This window comes from Mesorhizobium sp. WSM4898, from assembly GCF_029625845.1.
GTDB lineage: Bacteria > Pseudomonadota > Alphaproteobacteria > Rhizobiales > Rhizobiaceae > Mesorhizobium.
On record NZ_JARTVQ010000010.1, the window covers coordinates 136201 to 152699 of the forward strand.

Consider the following 16499-nt stretch of genomic DNA (forward strand, 5'->3'; position numbering starts at 1 on the left):
GCGCTAAATCAACTTCTCCAGTGTAATCGGCAGGTCCCGCACCCGCTTCCCCGTCGCGTGGAACACCGCGTTGGCAATCGCCGGCGCGACGCCGACGATGCCGAGCTCGCCGACGCCCTTGCCGCCCAGCGCCGAGGAATGCGGGTCGGGGATGCCGACCGAGATCGTCTGGATATCCGGGATGTCGGCATTGGTCGGCAGCATGTAGTCGGCGAGATTGCCGTTGACGATCCGGCCATGGCGGCGGTCGACGATGCCTTCTTCCAGCAGCGCCTGGCCGATACCCATGATGATGCCGCCCTTCCACTGGCTCTCCGCCAGCTTGGGGTTGTAGAGCCGGCCGGAATCGAGCGCCGACACGACGCGCGACACGCGCACCGTTCCAAAATCCTCGTCGACGCGCACCTCGACGAAATGCGCGCACCAGGAGTGGCGGGAATAATCGCCCTCGGTGTGTGGCAGCGCCATGGCGATGGTAGTGTAGTTGTTGTAGCGCTGCTCCGGCGTGAAGCTGGCCGGGACAGTGTCGCCCTTGGCCTCGATCTTTTCGCGACCGAGGGCGCGCATCAGCTCGGCGATCGAGAACTCCGGGCCGTCACCGCGCGGCGAGGCGATGCGGCCACCCTTCACTTGCAGCGTGTTCGCTTGCAGCCCATGGAAGGGCGAGCGCGGATCGGAGAGCGCCAGCCCGATCAGCTCGTCCAGCGCCTGGCCCGCCGCCTTGTAGACGGCGCCGGTCATGACCCCGGCAAGCCGCGAGCCGCCGGTGACGCCGGCGCGGGCGAAATGGGAATCCCCCAGCCTCACCGACACCTTCTCCACCGGCACGCCAAGCGTCTCGGCCGCGGTCTGCGCCAGGATCGTGTAGGTGCCCTGGCCCATGTCGATGGAGGAGCTCTCGACCTCGACCGAGCCGTCGGCCAGGAGCTTCACCACGGCCTCGCCATAGGCGCGCCGAACCGGATAGGTGCCGGCCGCGACGCCCCAGCCGATGAGCTGGTGGCCGTCACGCATCGAGCGCGGCTCGCGCGAACGCTTAGCCCAGCCGAAGGCTTCCGCGCCGGCGGCAAAGGCCTCCCGCAACTGCCTTGTCGACCACGCCTTCTTCGCGTGGGGATCCTGCTCGGCATAATTGATCAGCCGCATCTCCAGCGGGTCGATACCGAGCTCATGGGCGAGCTCGTCGATGGCGCATTCGATACCGAAGGCGCTCGGGTTCTCGCCCGGCGCGCGCTTCGCCCCCGGCACCACCGTGTTCACCCTGACCACATTCTGTTTCGAGGAGAAATTAGGCGTCGCATACATAATCGAGGTGACGGAGCCGAGCGGCTCGACCCACATGCCGTGGACCGCCGTCTCGTTGACGCCGCGATGCACGATCGACTGTATGCGGCCCGCCTTGTCGGCGCCGATCGCAACCGTCTGGCGCGTCGCGGCGCGGCCGCCATAGGAGGTGAAATTCTGCGGCCGGTTGAGCACCAGCTTCACCGGGCGTCCGAGCATCTTTGCCGCTGCCGCCGCCACCGCGCTGTGCGCGAGCGCCAGCGCCTTGGAGCCGAAGCCGCCGCCGATATAGGGCGAGACCAGCCGCACGTTCTGGAACGGCACGCCGAACCATTCGGCATAGGTGCGCGCCATGCCGTCGAGCCACTGGCTCGGTTCCCAGATGGTGAGCTGGTCGCCCTCCCAGCGCGCGATCAGCCCGTGCGGCTCCATCGCCGCCTGGAACTCGCGCGGCGTGTTGTAGGCGGCGCAGACGCGCACCGGTGCCTCGGCGAAGGCGGCTTCGGCGTCGCCCCATTCCTTGGTCATGGCGTCGACCGGAATACCGTCGCTGCCGTCGCTCAGGTCGACGACTGCCGGCGTCTCGTCATAGCTGACCTTGACCAGCGCCGCGGCGGCGACGGCCTGCTCGAAGGTCTCGGCCACGACGGCAGCAATGTGCTGGCCGGAAAAGGTGACCTCGCGGACGAGCGGGCAATAGGTTTCTTCGGACGGCTGTCTGCCGAACCAGTCCGATGCCGAATTCAGGTCCATGATGGTGTCGGGCGTCAGCACCGCGAGCACGCCTGGCGCGGTTTCCGCCGCGCGCGTGTCGATGCCGGTGACCTTGCCGGCGGCAATCGTCGCGCCGACCAGTACCGCATGGGTCAGGCCTTCGAGGTGCTGTTCGAACGCGTAACGCGCGGCGCCGGTGATCTTGGCCGGGCCGTCGACGCGCGACAGGCGCCCGCCCACCGCTTCGAGGCGCGCGCTGTCGGAGCCTGCGTGTTTCATGTCATGAACGGTCATGCCGTTTCTCCCAATTTCAGGATGGCGCGCCGCGATCACGCGGGGCGCCAATGCGATCTTGTAGTGGTTGGCGCCGTGGTCGACGGCGCCCTCCATGACGAGCTCGCTCGCCTTGCGAACGGACGCTTCGTCGAGCGGCTTGCCCTTCAGCGCCTCTTCGACGGCGCGCGCCCGCCACGGTTTCGTCGCGACGCCGCCGACCGCGACGCGGATGTCGCGTATGGTGCGGCCGTCGCCCTCGAGCTCCAGTCCGACGGCAGCGCTCGCCGCCGCGAACTCATAGGACTGGCGGTCGCGGACCTTGAGATAGGTCGACCGCCGGGCCGCGGCCGAGCCCGGGATCTCGATGGCCGTGATCAGTTCGCCGGGGCGGATGTCGTGCTCGCGTTCGGCCGTGGCGCCAGGGGCGAGGAAAAAGTCCTCGACCTTCAGCTTCCGCTCGCCAAGATCGACCTCGGCGTCGAAGGCGACAAGCGCGATGGCAAGATCGCCCGGATAGGTGGCGATGCAGGCTTCGCTGGTGCCGAGCACCGCATGGCCGCGCGTGACGCCGCCGATCGCCGAGCAGCCGCTGCCCGGCTCGCGCTTGTTGCAGGCCGGGAAGTTCTGCGGATCGCGGAAATAGGGACAGCGCGTGCGCTGCATCAGGTTGCCGCCGATGGTCGCCATGTTGCGGAGCTGCGCCGAGGCCGCCTGCCACAACGCTTCCGAAACCGCTGGGAAGTGGCTTTTCACCTCTGCGTTGTCGGCGACATGGCTCATCTTGGCCAGCGCGCCGATGACGGCGCGGTCGGCGGTTACATCAATGGCGTTGAGCCCTTCGATATGGCTGATGTCGATGACGGTGGCCGGTTCGGCGACGCCGCATTTGGCGAGATCGATGAGCGTCGTGCCGCCGGCAAGCAGCATGGCGCCGGGAAGGGCGGCCGCGTTGCGCGCGGCCTCGACGCTGTCGGCGCGAAGATAGGAAAAGTCTCTCATGAGCGGAGCTCCCTAGCTGCCTGGCGGACGGCGGCGACGATGTGCGGATAGGCGCCGCAGCGGCACAGATTGCCGGCCATGTATTCGCGGATCTCCTCGTCGGAGCCGGCATGGCCCTCGCGGATGCAGGCCACCGCCGACATGATCTGTCCGGGCGTGCAATAGCCGCACTGGAAGGCGTCCTGTTCGAGGAAGGCGGCCTGCACGGCGTGCAGCGTGCCGTCTTCGTCGGCGAGCCCTTCTATTGTCGTGATCGAGCGTCCCTCGACCTGGGCGGCGAGCGTCAGGCAGGCCAGCACCCGCTCACCGTCGACATGAACGGTGCAGGCGCCGCACTGGCCCTGGTCGCAGCCCTTCTTGGTGCCGGTGAGGTGGAGCCGCTCGCGCAACGCGTCGAGCAGGGTAACCCGCGGCTCGATATCGAGCGCGTGGTCACGGCCGTTGATGGTGAGGTGGATGGACAAGGTGGTGGGGCTTGCGCCATTGCTGGCCTGGCCGTTCCTGAAATGGCCGTCTTCGGGAGGATCGATGATTGTCTGGCTGGTCATGAGGCGTCGGGCTCCGATTGCTGGACGCTAGGGGGAGGGAAATGGGGCTTGGGAGGAGAGGGGCAAGGCGTCGAAGCAGCTAATCTCCCCCCTTGCGGGGGAGATGCCCGGCAGGGCAGAGGGGGTCGTCTCACGTAGAGCGCCAACGCCCTCGCGCGTCGCGCGCCAGCAAGGCGTTTCACGCGCGGCGACCCCTTCTGTCGCCTTCGGCGACATCTCCCCCTCGAGGGGGAAGATTAGGCGCTTACCCCGTGACATATCGCTTCCCCTGATTATATGATAAGACAACTCCACTAAAACGGAGGCGCCTCCGTTTATTTACGTGGGGGCTGACCCGGATGGGTTCAAGCCCCATATTGCGACAGTGGAGAAAAAACTGACTGAACAGCCCTCGGAGCCTGCCGAAAAGCCTGAAACGCCGGCGCCAAAGCCGCTGCGCGCCGATGCGCAGCGCAACCGCGACAAGCTTGTCGAGGCGGCGACGCAGGCGTTTGCCGCCGAGGGTGTCGATGCCTCGCTGGAGGAGATCGCCAAGCGGGCAGGAGTCGGCATCGGCACGCTCTACCGGCATTTCCCGACGCGCGAGCATCTGGTCGAGGTGGTCTACCGCCGCGAGGTGGAAGCGCTCTGCCATGCGGCCGAGGAACTTGCCGGCGCTCATCCGGCCGATGTGGCGCTGGAACTCTGGATGCAGCGCTTCGTCGACTATATCGCCACCAAGCGCGGTCTGGCGACAAGCCTGCGGCTGTTGCTCACCACCAACTCGACGCTGTTCTCCGATACCTCAGGCCGCGTATCCGGCGCGCTGAAGGGGCTGGTCGAACAGGCCGCAGCTGCGGGGAAGATCCGCGCCGACGTCGATGCGTCGGACGTGCTGCATGCGCTGGGCGGCATCTACTCCGCCCCCAACACGCCCGACTGGCGGGACCGCTCGGGGCGGCTGGTGAAGCTCTTGATGGATGGGCTGAGGTTCGGGGCATCGGAGGCGGCGAAAGCCGGCTGAAGCACCGCTAGCTGGGCGCGCTTCGTCTGTCCGGTTCCAAGCTGGTGATCCAGTCCGCAAAGGCCGACATCGCGGCGGTCGGTTCCCTGGACTTCAACTTGGTCAGCCAATAGCTGCCGAGCGATATGGAGGCCTGGAAAGGGCGCCTTATCGACCCCTTGCTCAGTTGTCGCGAAAACATCAGCGCCGGAGCCAGCGCAACGCCTGCCCCTTGTTCGGCGGCTTCCATCATCGCCAGTGAAGAATCGAAGACGATCGCGCTCGCGAAGTTCGCAGGCGCTTCCATGCCGGCGGCCTCGAACCAGCGGCTCCATTCGTCCTGACGGTAACTGCGCAGCAAGGTAAGCGCGCCGAGGTCCTGCGGCGCGTGAAGCGTCGCCGCCAGTTCCGGCGTGCAAAGCGGCGTCAGAGGTGCTTCGAAAAGTTCCGTCGCATCAAGTCCATTCCAGGCGCCGTTGCCGAAGCGGATCGAAAAATCCAATCCCTCGGCCGCCAGGTCGACGCGGTTGTTGTTGGTGGACAGGCGCAGCTCGACGAACGGATGGGTGCGCCGGAAGTCTTCCAGTCTCGGAACCCGCTCCAGCGATCGCGCCAGGCGGTCGAAGGCGTCGCCGACGATCGGCAGCAGAGCCTCGCCTTCCGCCGTGATCTTGAGGCCGCGAGGCAACCTGCGAAACAGCTGCACGCCGAGCCGCTGTTCGAGCGATCGAACCTGCTGGCTAACGGCGGCCTGCGTCACCGCCAGTTCGATGCCGGCACGTGTGAAGCTGAGATGCCTGGCCGACGCCTCGAAGGCCCGCAATGCATTGAGCGGCAGGTAAGGTCGAACCATCGATGCCCAAGATTATCTTATAGCTGTTGCGATTTATCATCGTTTGTAGCCGGTTCGAAGGGGTCATAAACCCGCAATCGTCCGATCCAGAGGGAGCAGATCATGTGCAGCCGGCTTCGCTTCACCATCGCTGCCGTCGTCCTCGCCTGCGCCCCGGGCAGTCTGTCGGGCGCTCGCGCCGCCGATCAGGACGCCAAGATAAGGCAGCTCGTCGATGAGGCGGTGAAGCCGGTGATCGCGCAGTACGGCATTCCGGGGATGGCCGTCGCCGTGTCCGTGAACGGCGAGCGCTTCTTCATCGACTATGGCGTGGCCGAAAAGGACACCCGGGCCGCCGTCACGCGCGATACATTGTTCGAGCTCGGCTCGATCAGCAAAACCTTCACCGCGACGCTCGCGGCCTATGCCGAGGTCGAGGGCAAGCTGGCGCTTGGCGACAAGGTCGGCAAGCACATGCCCGAGCTTCAAGGCAGCGCGCTGGGCGATGTCAGGCTGCTCGACCTCGCCACGCACACGGCCGGCGGTTTCCCGCTGCAGCTGCCCGATACGGTGAAGACGCAAAAACAGCTCATCGCCTATTATCGCCAATGGAAGCCGCAATTCGCGGCCGCCACCACCCGCACCTACGCCAACCCGAGCATCGGCCTGCTCGGGATGGCCACCGCCAAGGCGATGGGCGCGAGCTTCCCGGCGCTGATGGAAAAATGGCTGCTGCCGGAACTCGGCTTGCGCCGAACTTACGTCAACGTCCCGGCCGCACAGACGAAATCCTACGCCTGGGGCTACAACCGCAACGACAAGCCTGTCCGCGTCACCCCGGCATTGCTCGCCGAAAAGGCCTACGGGATCAAGTCGAACGCAGTCGACATGATCCGCTTCATCGAGGCCAACATGGGCGTCGGCAAGGTGCCGGACGATGTCGCACGCGCGCTCGAAGCCACCCACACCGGCTATTTCCGTGCGGGCGAACTCATCCAGGATCTGATCTGGGAGCAGTATCCCTATCCGGTCGACCTGGCGAAGATCGTCGCCGGGAATGCGCCCAGTATGCTGCAGCCGATCCCTGCAACTGCGATCGAGCCGCCGATGGCGCCACGCGCCGACGTGGTGCTCAACAAGACCGGCTCGACAAACGGCTTCGGCGCCTATGTCGCCTATGTCCCGTCGAGGAAGATCGGCATCGTCATGCTGGCGAACAAGGCTTACCCGAATGAGGCGCGAGTCAGGGCAGCGTACCAGGTGCTGTCGCGGCTCACCGACTAGCCGCGCGTGCGATCGCTTCGGCGCTCCTGGGCCAATGCACTTTTCACCGGCGCTCCGCCTGCGCCCCAAAAAACCTGCCCAAAATGGAGAAACAGATGACCTCGATCACCCGGCGTTCAGCGCTTGCCGGCGCATTCGCATCCTTGCCGATCGTGCGTATGGCCCGCATCATCGTCGAGACGTTCGCAGGATAGTGCGGCCTGGGCGGCGCCGACGGCCGAACGGGGTCAAACCCGGCGACGGCGGCGTTTATGTTTTGAGGCGTTGAAACTGCCAATCTCCCCCCTTGCGGGGGCGATGCCCGGCAGGGCAGAGGGGGGTGCTGTCCCGCCAGCCTGTCAATTCTTGGCAGTCCCACATTCATCCTGTCGGTGAACCGATCCGGCCAACGGTAGCGTTCCTTCGCACCCCCCTCTGGCCTGCCGGCCATCTCCCCCGCAAGGGGGAGATTAGCGGCTTCGGCGTCTCGCCTTCTCCTGTTGCCGGAGAACCGCTAGGCTCCGTGCCTCAGCACCCCCAGGAGCCCGCCCATTCCAAAGCCCACCTTCCTCGAAATTGCCCGCCGCGCCGGGGTCGGCACGGCGACGGTGGAGCGCGTTTTGAACGGCAGGGGCGGGGTGCGCCCCGAGACGGTCGAGAAGGTGGTGGCGGCGGCGCGCTCGCTCGACTATCCGCGCCGACTGCCCGAAGCGCATCGCGGCGTCATCCGCATCGAGGTGATCCTGGTCAGGCCCGACGCCACCTTCTTCGCGCGCCTCTCCCGCGCCTTCGAACGCATCGCGGCGACGCTCGACCGCTCGATCGCCGTCCACCGCACCTTTCTCGACGAGGCCAATCCGGCGGCGATCGCCAAGCGCATCCTCGAACCGGAGATGCGGCGCGCCGCCCTCATCCTCGCCGTCCCCGACCATCCGCTGGTGAGCGCGGCGGTGGCGAAGCTGGAGGCGGAAAACATCCCGACGGTGCAGATCGTCACCCAGATCTCCGGCACCAAGAGCACCTACGTCGGCATCGACAATTACGCCGCCGGCCGCATGGCGGGGCTGCTGATGGCGAAGATGCAGCGGCGGCCGGGCAAGGTGGTCGCGATCTGTCACAGCCAGATCTATCGCGTCCACCGCGACCGCGTACGGGGCTTCTTCGACTATCTGATCGACGAGGGGCGGGATTTCGAACCCATCGCCACCCTGTTCGGTTTCGACAACGGCGACCGCAATGCCGAGCAGTTGCATGAGGCGTTTGTGCGCTGGTCCGACCTTGCCGGCCTGTACAATGCCGGTGGCGCCAACACGGCGCTGAACGAAGTGCTGCGCCGGCACCCACGCGGTCGCGACGTCTTCTTCGTCGGCCATGAACTGACCGAGCGCAGCACGCGCGGCCTGCATGACGGCACGATGGACGTCGTGCTCGACCAGGCGCCGGAGGCGCAGGCGCGCCGCGCCATCGACCTGGTGCTGGCGGCGCTCAACCTGCACGACCTGCCGGTCGATAACCCGCCGATCCGCTTCATCACCTTCACTGCCGAGAACCTTTGATCTGATTTGATCAAGGTTGCGCGAGCCTTGGCCGGCATCGCGGTGCTAACTCGACCGCGAACGGGAGACGAGCATGTGCGAATTCTCCCCCTCATCCGGCCGCTGCGCGGCCACCTTCTCCCGAGCGGAGAAGAGGGCCGGCACCGACGCAGCCTGGCTCCTCTCTCCCTGGGGAGAGGTCGGATGGCCCCGAATTGCGCTTCGCAAGTCGGCTGCCAATCCGGGTGAGGGGGACCTTTCACAAGCCTGATCGTCCGCCCGCGAACGGGAGGATCATCGGTGGCAAGACGCTTGACGGCCTACGACCTGCAAAGCGCCAAGGGCAGCAGGAAATGGCTGCAGCTGCATGTGGACACGCCGGCCGAGGCGGCGGCCGCGGTCGCCTGCGACATCGTCATCCTCTCCTGCGAGCCCGACCACAATCTGGAATCGATCCGCCAAGCGGCGCCTCACGCGTTCCTCTCCGTCGGCATGCCGCATGGCGCGGTCGCGTCGCCCGAGGAAGCGGTGCGGCTGGGCTTCGCCATGATGAAGCGCGGCGCCGACGCGGTCTATTCATCGCACTCGCCGCGCTTCATCGAGGCGATGGCCGCGGAAGGCATTCCCGTCACCGGCCATGTCGGCCTGGTGCCGAACCGCGCCACCTGGACGAATTTCCGAGCCGTCGGCCGCACGGCGGAAGAGGCCTTCAAGGTGCTGCGCGCGGCCAAGGACCTGGAGAATGCGGGTGCGGCCTGCATCGAGGTCGAGGTGGTGCCGGTCAGGCTCGCCGACCACATCACCCGCTCGACGCCGCTGATCACCATGGGCATGGGCTGCGGCACTGCCTGCGACACGCAGTATCTGTTCTCCTGCGATGTGCTGGGCACCCACACCGGCCACTATCCGCGCCATGCCAAGCGCTATGCCGACTTCGTCACGCTGGAGGCCGAGCTGCAGGAAAAGCGCATCAGTGCCTTCCGCGCCTTCGGCCGCGACGTCGCCGAAGGCAGCTACCCGGAAGCGAAGCACCAGGTGGACATGGACGATGCCGCCTACGACCGCTTCCTCACGCTCTCTCAATCGCTGTGAGACCAGCCATGGACGACCTGCAATACGGCACGCGCAACAAGAGGGGCGATTGGGCCCCGAACGAACCGGCCGGCACCGCGCCGCTCTTTGCGTTTCCGCCGCGACCGCTGGCGTTGCTGAAGTGGCTGCCGCATTATTTCCTGCCTTACAACCTGCTCTTCGCCCTCTCGGCAGTGGTGTGGTGGCGCTACGTGCTGCCGGACGTCGAGACGATGAAGACGCTCGCCATCGGCTGGATCCTGCGCCTTTTCATCGTCAACTGCGCGGCGCTGCTTGTCTTCTTCGGCGCTTTCGAGCTTCGACTCTACATTTTGAGAGCCCAGGGCAACCGCTTCAAATACAACGGCAAATGGCCCTCGGAGCAGAAGAGCAAAGCCTTCTTCTTCGAGAACCAGAACATCGACAACATGCTGCGCACCTTCGGCACCGGCATGCCGATCTGGACGGCGATCGAGGTGGCAATCCTCTACGCCTACGCCAACGGCTACGTGCCGTGGCTGACCTTCGCGGAGAATCCCGTCTACCTGTTCTGCCTGGCGCTGGTGGTGCCGATCATCCACGAGACGCATTTCTTCCTGCTGCACCGGACGATCCATTTGGGGCCGCTCTACAAATGGGTGCATTCGGTGCACCACAATTCGGTCAACCCGTCGCCCTGGTCGTCGCTGTCGATGCATCCGGTGGAGCAGCTCGGCTATCTCGGCGTCGCCTTCTGGCACCTGATCATTCCGTCCAACCCGCTGCTGGCGCTCTACCAGCTCCACTATGCCGGCTTCGGAGCGATCCCGGGCCATGTCGGCTTCGACAAGGTGGAACTGACCGAGGACAGATCGGTCGATAGCCACGCCTATATCCACTACCTGCACCACAAATATTTCGAGGTGAACTACGGCGACGGCCTGATCCCGTTCGACCGCTGGTTCGGCACTTTCCATGACGGCAGCAAGGACGGCGAGGCGCGCATGCAGGCCCGCTACGAGAAGAAGAAGGCGCGCGCCAACGCCGCCGCGAAATGACAGCTGCAGAGAAAGCCACGTGGCCGGCCTGAGCCGCCCGCTTCAACGATCCCGAAAGGGCCGGCGAACAAGACAGGAGTGAGCCGGCACTCCAAATCCAGAGGGAGGAAACCCGTGAAGAAGCTTCTCATCTCGACGGCGCTCGCCGCTTTGATGGCGACCGCGTTCGCGACTGTCTCGACCGGCGCCTTCGCCGCCAAGCTCGGCGTCTCGATCGTCAACTTCGACAACAATTTCCAGACGCTGCTGATGCATGGCATGCAGGCGCGCGCCAAAGAGAAGGGCGCCGAGATCCAGGTCGAGGACGCCCAGAACGACGTCGCCAAACAGCTGGACCAGGTCAAGAATTTCATCGCCAGCGGCGTCGACGCCATCATCGTCACGCTGGTCGACACCAATGCCTCGAAGACCATCAGCGAGGAAGCCGCCAAGGCCGGCATTCCGCTGGTCTTCGTCAACCTCGAGCCATCGGACATGAAGAACCTGCCGGAGAAACAGGTCTATGTCGGCTCGAACGAGGTCGAGTCCGGCACGCTGGAAGCCTTCGAGGTCTGCAAGATGCTGCGCGCCAAGGGCAAGTCGGCCGGCGCTACCGCCTACATCATCATGGGCAGCTTGGTGCATCAGGCGGCGCTCCAGCGCACCAAGGATGTCGAGCAGATCTTTTCGACCGACATGTGCAATTTCATCAAGGTCACCGACAAGCAGTCGTCCGAATGGTCGCGCGACAATGCGCAGAACCTGATGACCAACTGGCTGACCGCCGGCCCGGCGCCCGACGCCGTCATAGCCAACAACGACGAATCCGCCATCGGCGCCATCCTGGCGCTCAAGGCCAACGGCGTCGACCTGAAGAACGTGGTGGTCGGCGGCATCGATGCCACGCAGGACGGGCTCCAGGCGATGAAGGCCGGCGAGCTCTCGGTCACGGTGTTCCAGAACGCCAAGGGCCAGGGCGGCGGCGGTGTCGATGCGGCGCTCGCGCTTGCCAAAGGCGAGAAGGTCGACCGCGTCGTCTATGTGCCGTTCGAACTGGTGACGCCCGCCAACGCGGCGGAATACCTGAACAAGAACTAGACCCGGATCATCGGGGCGGCCGGCTTCGCCGCCCCGATGGGTTCGCCTCGATCTGAAGGCAAGACAGATCTGAAGGGAAGAAAAATGACCGGTTGGATCAGGGCCTGCGGGCTCGACGACATCGAACAGGAAGGCGCCCGCCGCTTCGACCATGGCGGCAAGACCTATGCCGTCTTTCGCTCGCCCGACGACGAGGTCTTCTGCACCGACGGGCTTTGCACGCATGAGGCGGTGCACATCGCCGACGGCCTGGTCATGGACTACGAGGTCGAATGCCCAAAGCACGCCGGCGCCTTCGACTACCGCACCGGAGCCGCCAAGCGCCTGCCGCCATGCATCAATCTCAGGACCTATCCGGCGAAGGTCGAGGCGGGAGCGGTGATGGTGGCGGTGGGCTGAAAAGCTCCCCCTTCTCCCCTTGTGGGAGAAGGTGGATCGGCGCGCAGCGCCGAGACGGATGAGGGGTGTTCCAGCTTGGCGGCCACGACGACAGCGCAGCGACATTCCCCAGCGCCTCACTCCGTCCAGCACCCCTCATCCGTCGCCTTCGGCGACACCTTCTCCCACAAGGGGAGAAGGAAAGAGGCGCTAAATCCCCTCGCCATCCACCAGCGGCACGTCCTCGCCTTCCCAGGGGCTCGGCAACGAACCTCGCCCCGCCGTGGGCAGCGGCATCCAGCATCTGAGCTCCGGCTCGGCATACTCGACGACGCGTCCGGGCGATGAATCCGACGCCCGCCAGCCTTCCTCGCCGAACTGGTCGGCGCGCGACCAGTAGGCCATGTCGACCTCGGCCGGTCCCTGTTCGGACGAGCGCACCGTCACCAGGATGCGACTGCCGTCCCGCGGCGCGCTCGCCATGTTGCGCCAGTGGTCGGTCTCGTCCATGTGGTCTCCTCCCAAGAAGCTTCGTGGCAATAGTCGCCGCCCGCCGGGGAGGGGTCAACCCGAACTTGGCGCGAGACAGAAATATCGTTCACAGCTAATATGTTCGCCGACCGCAATCGGACGGACGACCATGGACGAAGGGTTGCCTCAAGCCACCCGTCTCGGGCCGGTCCATCTCAGGGTGACCGACATCCCGGCTGCCTTGATCGTCTGGCGCGACACGCTCGGATTGGCGGTCCTCGGCGAGGATGCCGCCACGGCGGAGCTCGGCGCCGGCGGGCGGAAGCTTATCGTGCTCCACGCCGGAGCGCAGATCGCCCTGCCGCAGAAATCGCGCGATCTCTTCCATGTCGCCATCCATGTGACGAGCCGCCGCGACCTCGCCCACACCGCCGCCCGGCTTAAGGCGTCCGGCCTGCGCAACAGCGCCCAGGACCACCTGGTTTCGGAATCGCTCTACGTTTCCGACCCGTCCGGCAACGGCATCGAGATCTGCTTCGACACGCCGGAACGCTTTCTGCGCCGCGAGGTGTCGGCCGATGGCCGCGTGGCGCTGATCGGCACTGACGGCAGCGCGCATTCCGGGCTCGAGCCGCTCGATCTCCCGGGCCTGCTGCGCGACCTCGGCAATTCGGGCCACGTTGAACCCGCAATGGCCCACGACGCCTTCATCGGCCACATCCATATGCGCGCCCGGGCGCCGGAAGAACTGATGGAATTCTATGTCGGCGTGCTCGGCTTCCGCCCGCACATCCAGTCGAGAAGTTTCGGCATGTTCGACTGCGGTACCGGGAGCCGGCCGCATATGGTCGCCTTCAATATCTGGGCGCGTGACGAGCTGCGCGAGCCGCCGCCGGGTGCCGGCGGACTCGACCATTTCACGGTTGAGCTTGCATCGGTCGAGGAGCTGGCTGCGCTGGAACGCAGGCTCGATGCCGCCAACCTGCCGCCGAAAAAGATCGGCGGTGCCGTGGAAACCGCGGATCCGGAAGGCAATAGGCTGCGGTTCGTGCTTCGGGAAGATTGATCGCGCCGCAGCGGACGATGGGGAAGACAAGTGGGAGAAGGGGAGAATGACCATCAGGGTGATAGGAACCGGCTTCGGCCGCACCGGCACGGATTCGATGCGCGAGGCGCTGACCATGCTCGGCTTCGGCCCGTGCCATCACATGTCGGAGGTCATGGCGCATGCGGAGCAGAAGCGGCTCTGGCGAGCGCTCGCCCAAGGCGCCGCGCCGGATTGGAATCGGCTGTTTGCCGGTTATAAATCCTGCGTCGACTGGCCCTCGGTGCATTACTGGCGCGAGCTGATCGAAGTCTTTCCGCAAGCGCGCGTCATCCTCACCTGGCGCTCGCCGGAAAGCTGGTGGGAGAGTTTCGCAAAAACCATCCTGCCGGCCGTCATTGACAGCCAGGATCAGGAGTCGTTGGGCGTCGCCCTTGTCACGAAGCAGGTTTTCGGCGGCCGCCCGCAGGACCGCGCGCATGCGATTGCCGTCTATGAGGCCAATATCGAAGCGGTGCTGAAGACGGTGCCGGCCGAGCGCCTGCTAGTTCACAAGCTGGGCGACGGCTGGGCGCCGCTCTGCGCCCATCTCGGCGTTCCGGTGCCGGACGAGCCCTATCCCAATCGCAACACCACGAAGGAGTTCCGGACGGCGCTTTCGTTGAATTGAAGGGAAGGGAGGGGAATAGGGGAAAAAGGTACTGGCATCCGATGTGCGGAGTTCACGAAGTCTGATCTTCCCTACCTCCCTACTTCCCTACTTCCCTATTTCCGTTCCGCAGGAAGGAACACCACCATGACGAGCCATTTGGACACCACCTTCCTGACCGCCTCGCAACTGGCGGCGGCGATCCGCGAGGAGAAGGTCGGCGCTGTCGAGGCGATGGAGGCGCAGCTTGCCCGCATCGCTGTCGTCAACCCGCTGCTCAACGCCATCGTCACCCTCGACGAGGAGGCGGCCCGCGCCGGAGCGCAGGCCGCGGATATGGCGGTCGCGCGCGGCGAGGCCGTCGGTCCGCTCAACGGTGTGCCGATCACGCTGAAGGACGGCCATGCCACCGCCGGCATGCGCACCACCGTCGGTTTGGAAGCCTTTGCCGATCATGTGCCGGCGACGGACAGCACGATTGCCGCGCGGCTGCGCAAGGCCGGCGCCCTCATCATCGGCAAGACCAACGTGCCGCCCAGGCTGCGCGACCTGCAGACCGACAATCCGATCTTCGGCCGAACCGTCAATCCGTGGGACGTTACCCGCACACCCGGCGGCTCCAGCGGCGGCGCGGCGGCCGCGGTCGCCGCCGGGCTGGTGCCGCTCGAGATCGGCAGCGATGCCGGCGGCTCGATCCGGATGCCGGCGCATCTGTGCGGCGTTTTTGGCTTCAAGCCGACGCAGGCGACGGTGCCGATCACCGGCAGCTACGCCGATCCGCCCGACCTGCCGCGCAGCTTCCGCCTGCTGTTCGACATCGGGCCTTTGGCCCGCGACGTCGACGATCTCATCCTGGCCCACCGCATCATCGCCGGGGCCGACGGTCTCGACACCGAAGTGCCGCCGGTGGCGACGGACGAGGCGCCGGAGCCGCCGCTTGGGACGCTCAGGGTTGCCTTCGCGCCCGAATTTCCCGGAGTGCCGACCGCGCTCGACATCGCCGACGCGATCGCAGGCTTCGCGGGCGCCATCGAGGTCGGCGGCGCGCGGGTAGGGCAGGCATTGCCGCAGCACGATTTCGCGGCCGAGCGGGCGCTGTTTTCCGATCTCATCACCTGGTATTCGCAGGTCTTCCGGCAGCCGCGCGAAACCTCGCCCTCGCTGGCCGCCTATCTCGAGGCGCTCAACCAGCGCGACGAATTCATCGCTGCCTGGGAGCGGTTCTTCGACGGGTGGGACGTGCTAGTCTGTCCGGCGATGATGTGCACGGCCTTCCGCCACCGCGAAATGGGTGCGCCGATCCCCGTCGACGGCATCGAGACGCCCTACTGGAGCGGGCTCAGCCACGCCTGCCGCTTCAACCTGACCGGGCATCCGGCCGCCGTCATTCCAATCGGTGTCGACCGGGAGGGGCTGCCGATCGGCGCCCAGCTGGTCGGCCGCCGCCATTCGGACATGAAGCTGCTGGCCGTGGCGAAAGCGCTGGCGCGTCTCACCGACGGTTTCGTCAGGCCACCGGGATTGTGAGCGCGTGGAAACGGCGGGCTGCCTGAAAGACCAAGGGCCGCCGCCCCAGGCTCAAACATGCACGTCGCCGAACGACAGTTCGCCGTCGTCGGCGCGCATCAGGAAGGCGGCGGCAAGCATCGCGAGATAGAATACGACGACGCCGCAGACCACCACGACGCCGGGGATGGGACCGAGCGTCGCCACGCGAAAGGTGTCGAGCAGCGAGGCGCTGAAGCCGATCGGCGAGCCTTCGCGCTGCAGGCTGGGCGTGGTGATCTTCAAGACCCAGGCAAGCATCAAGATCGTATACATGAAGACGTAGTTTCGGCGCAGCCTCCGGACCAGTGCCGCGCGCTGCGAGATGAGGAAGCGCGGCGAGCGCAGGCCTTCGCCGAGGATGGCCAGCCAGTTGGAGGCGAAGTCCGGCTGCGGCGAAAAAATCTGCGCGAAGTAATAGCGCTCGAACTGACGCACCCGCGCCCGATAGACGTCGAAGAACCGGTAGCGCCGCGCTTCGATCCATAGAAGCAGCGTGATGAGCAGCATGGCGAAGAGCAGCACGCCGTGATGCGCCGAGGGCGTCGACAGCGATACGGACAGCATCGCCGCCACCACGGTGATCGCCCAATTGCTGGTGCGGTCGAGCCGGTCGCGCCAGCCCGCCATGCGCCCGATTTCCGCACGGTGGAAATGCGACATGGTGGTTGCGAATTCGGAGGAAGTGAGCTTCAGCGCGAACGCATCGGAGCCTCTAGGCGGCGCCGCTGCTTCGGCTGGCTTTACGGTCTGGACCTGCGACATCCCCTTGCCACGTGCCTCCCGCCGTGGC

15 protein-coding genes and 1 pseudogene are annotated in these 16499 nt (G+C 65.9%); 10 read left to right on the top strand and 6 right to left on the bottom strand.

The window, feature by feature from the left end; translation table 11 throughout:
* Nucleotides 1–3: 3 nt before the first annotated feature.
* The 3 genes and pseudogenes from P9228_RS27520 to P9228_RS27530 all read right to left on the bottom strand — a co-directional run bounded on the left by P9228_RS27520 (nt 4) and on the right by P9228_RS27530 (nt 3737).
* On the bottom strand, nt 4–2292 hold the full coding sequence (locus tag P9228_RS27520) for a xanthine dehydrogenase family protein molybdopterin-binding subunit (protein WP_278056639.1): 2289 nt from the start codon (nt 2290–2292) through the stop codon (nt 4–6).
* A 138-nt stretch (nt 2293–2430) separates the two neighbouring features.
* Nucleotides 2431–3273: pseudogene (locus P9228_RS27525) on the bottom strand (xanthine dehydrogenase family protein subunit M); the annotation flags it as partial.
* Entirely contained in the window at nt 3270–3737 is a 468-nt protein-coding gene (locus P9228_RS27530) for a (2Fe-2S)-binding protein (protein WP_245322377.1), read from the bottom strand. The gene P9228_RS27530 and the pseudogene P9228_RS27525, both read right to left, overlap by 4 nt.
* 460 nt (nt 3738–4197) lie before the next feature.
* Here P9228_RS27530 and P9228_RS27535 point away from each other — a divergent pair, with 460 nt between their 5' ends.
* Nucleotides 4198–4824 carry a TetR/AcrR family transcriptional regulator gene (locus tag P9228_RS27535; RefSeq protein ID WP_095824675.1) on the top strand — a complete coding sequence of 209 codons (627 nt, stop codon included), beginning with the start codon at nt 4198–4200 and terminating at the stop codon, nt 4822–4824.
* A gap of 7 nt (nt 4825–4831) precedes the next feature.
* Here P9228_RS27535 and P9228_RS27540 read toward each other — a convergent pair whose 3' ends face one another.
* Nucleotides 4832–5656 (bottom strand): LysR family transcriptional regulator, encoded by an 825-nt coding sequence (locus P9228_RS27540; protein WP_278056612.1) that lies wholly within the window; start codon nt 5654–5656, stop codon nt 4832–4834.
* Between the two features lie 102 nt (nt 5657–5758).
* Here P9228_RS27540 and ampC point away from each other — a divergent pair, with 102 nt between their 5' ends.
* The 6 genes from ampC (at nt 5759) to P9228_RS27570 (ending at nt 12017) form a co-directional block, all read left to right on the top strand.
* Nucleotides 5759–6919: a class C beta-lactamase gene (ampC, locus tag P9228_RS27545; RefSeq protein WP_278056613.1), complete on the top strand. Its 1161-nt coding sequence runs from the start codon at nt 5759–5761 to the stop codon at nt 6917–6919.
* Between the two features lie 530 nt (nt 6920–7449).
* On the top strand, nt 7450–8454 hold the full coding sequence (locus P9228_RS27550) for a LacI family DNA-binding transcriptional regulator (protein WP_278056640.1): 1005 nt from the start codon (nt 7450–7452) through the stop codon (nt 8452–8454).
* Nucleotides 8455–8733: 279 nt separating this feature from the next.
* Nucleotides 8734–9525 (top strand): 3-methyl-2-oxobutanoate hydroxymethyltransferase, encoded by a 792-nt coding sequence (locus P9228_RS27555; protein WP_067322425.1) that lies wholly within the window; start codon nt 8734–8736, stop codon nt 9523–9525.
* Between the two features lie 8 nt (nt 9526–9533).
* Complete coding sequence (locus tag P9228_RS27560) at nt 9534–10541, top strand: sterol desaturase family protein (protein ID WP_067322428.1); 1008 nt, start codon at nt 9534–9536, stop codon at nt 10539–10541.
* Between the two features lie 114 nt (nt 10542–10655).
* Nucleotides 10656–11618 carry a substrate-binding domain-containing protein gene (locus P9228_RS27565; protein WP_278056615.1) on the top strand — a complete coding sequence of 321 codons (963 nt, stop codon included), beginning with the start codon at nt 10656–10658 and terminating at the stop codon, nt 11616–11618.
* 84 nt (nt 11619–11702) lie between these two features.
* Nucleotides 11703–12017 (top strand): MocE family 2Fe-2S type ferredoxin, encoded by a 315-nt coding sequence (locus P9228_RS27570; protein WP_067322435.1) that lies wholly within the window; start codon nt 11703–11705, stop codon nt 12015–12017.
* Between the two features lie 189 nt (nt 12018–12206).
* Here the strand turns inward: P9228_RS27570 and P9228_RS27575 are convergent, their stop codons facing one another.
* Nucleotides 12207–12506, bottom strand: a complete 300-nt coding sequence (locus P9228_RS27575) for a hypothetical protein (protein ID WP_067322438.1) — start codon at nt 12504–12506, stop codon at nt 12207–12209.
* A gap of 130 nt (nt 12507–12636) precedes the next feature.
* Between P9228_RS27575 and P9228_RS27580 the strand changes: the two genes are divergently transcribed.
* The 3 genes from P9228_RS27580 (at nt 12637) to P9228_RS27590 (ending at nt 15688) form a co-directional block, all read left to right on the top strand.
* Complete coding sequence (locus P9228_RS27580; protein WP_278056617.1) at nt 12637–13533, top strand: VOC family protein; 897 nt, start codon at nt 12637–12639, stop codon at nt 13531–13533.
* 46 nt (nt 13534–13579) lie between these two features.
* Complete coding sequence (locus tag P9228_RS27585; RefSeq protein ID WP_095801413.1) at nt 13580–14182, top strand: sulfotransferase family protein; 603 nt, start codon at nt 13580–13582, stop codon at nt 14180–14182.
* 126 nt (nt 14183–14308) lie between these two features.
* Nucleotides 14309–15688 carry an amidase family protein gene (locus P9228_RS27590; protein WP_278056619.1) on the top strand — a complete coding sequence of 460 codons (1380 nt, stop codon included), beginning with the start codon at nt 14309–14311 and terminating at the stop codon, nt 15686–15688.
* Nucleotides 15689–15739: 51 nt separating this feature from the next.
* On the opposite strand, the gene P9228_RS27595 is transcribed toward P9228_RS27590, so the two are convergent.
* Nucleotides 15740–16471: a DUF2270 domain-containing protein gene (locus P9228_RS27595; protein ID WP_082980653.1), complete on the bottom strand. Its 732-nt coding sequence runs from the start codon at nt 16469–16471 to the stop codon at nt 15740–15742.
* Between the last annotated feature and the right edge of the window lie 28 nt (nt 16472–16499).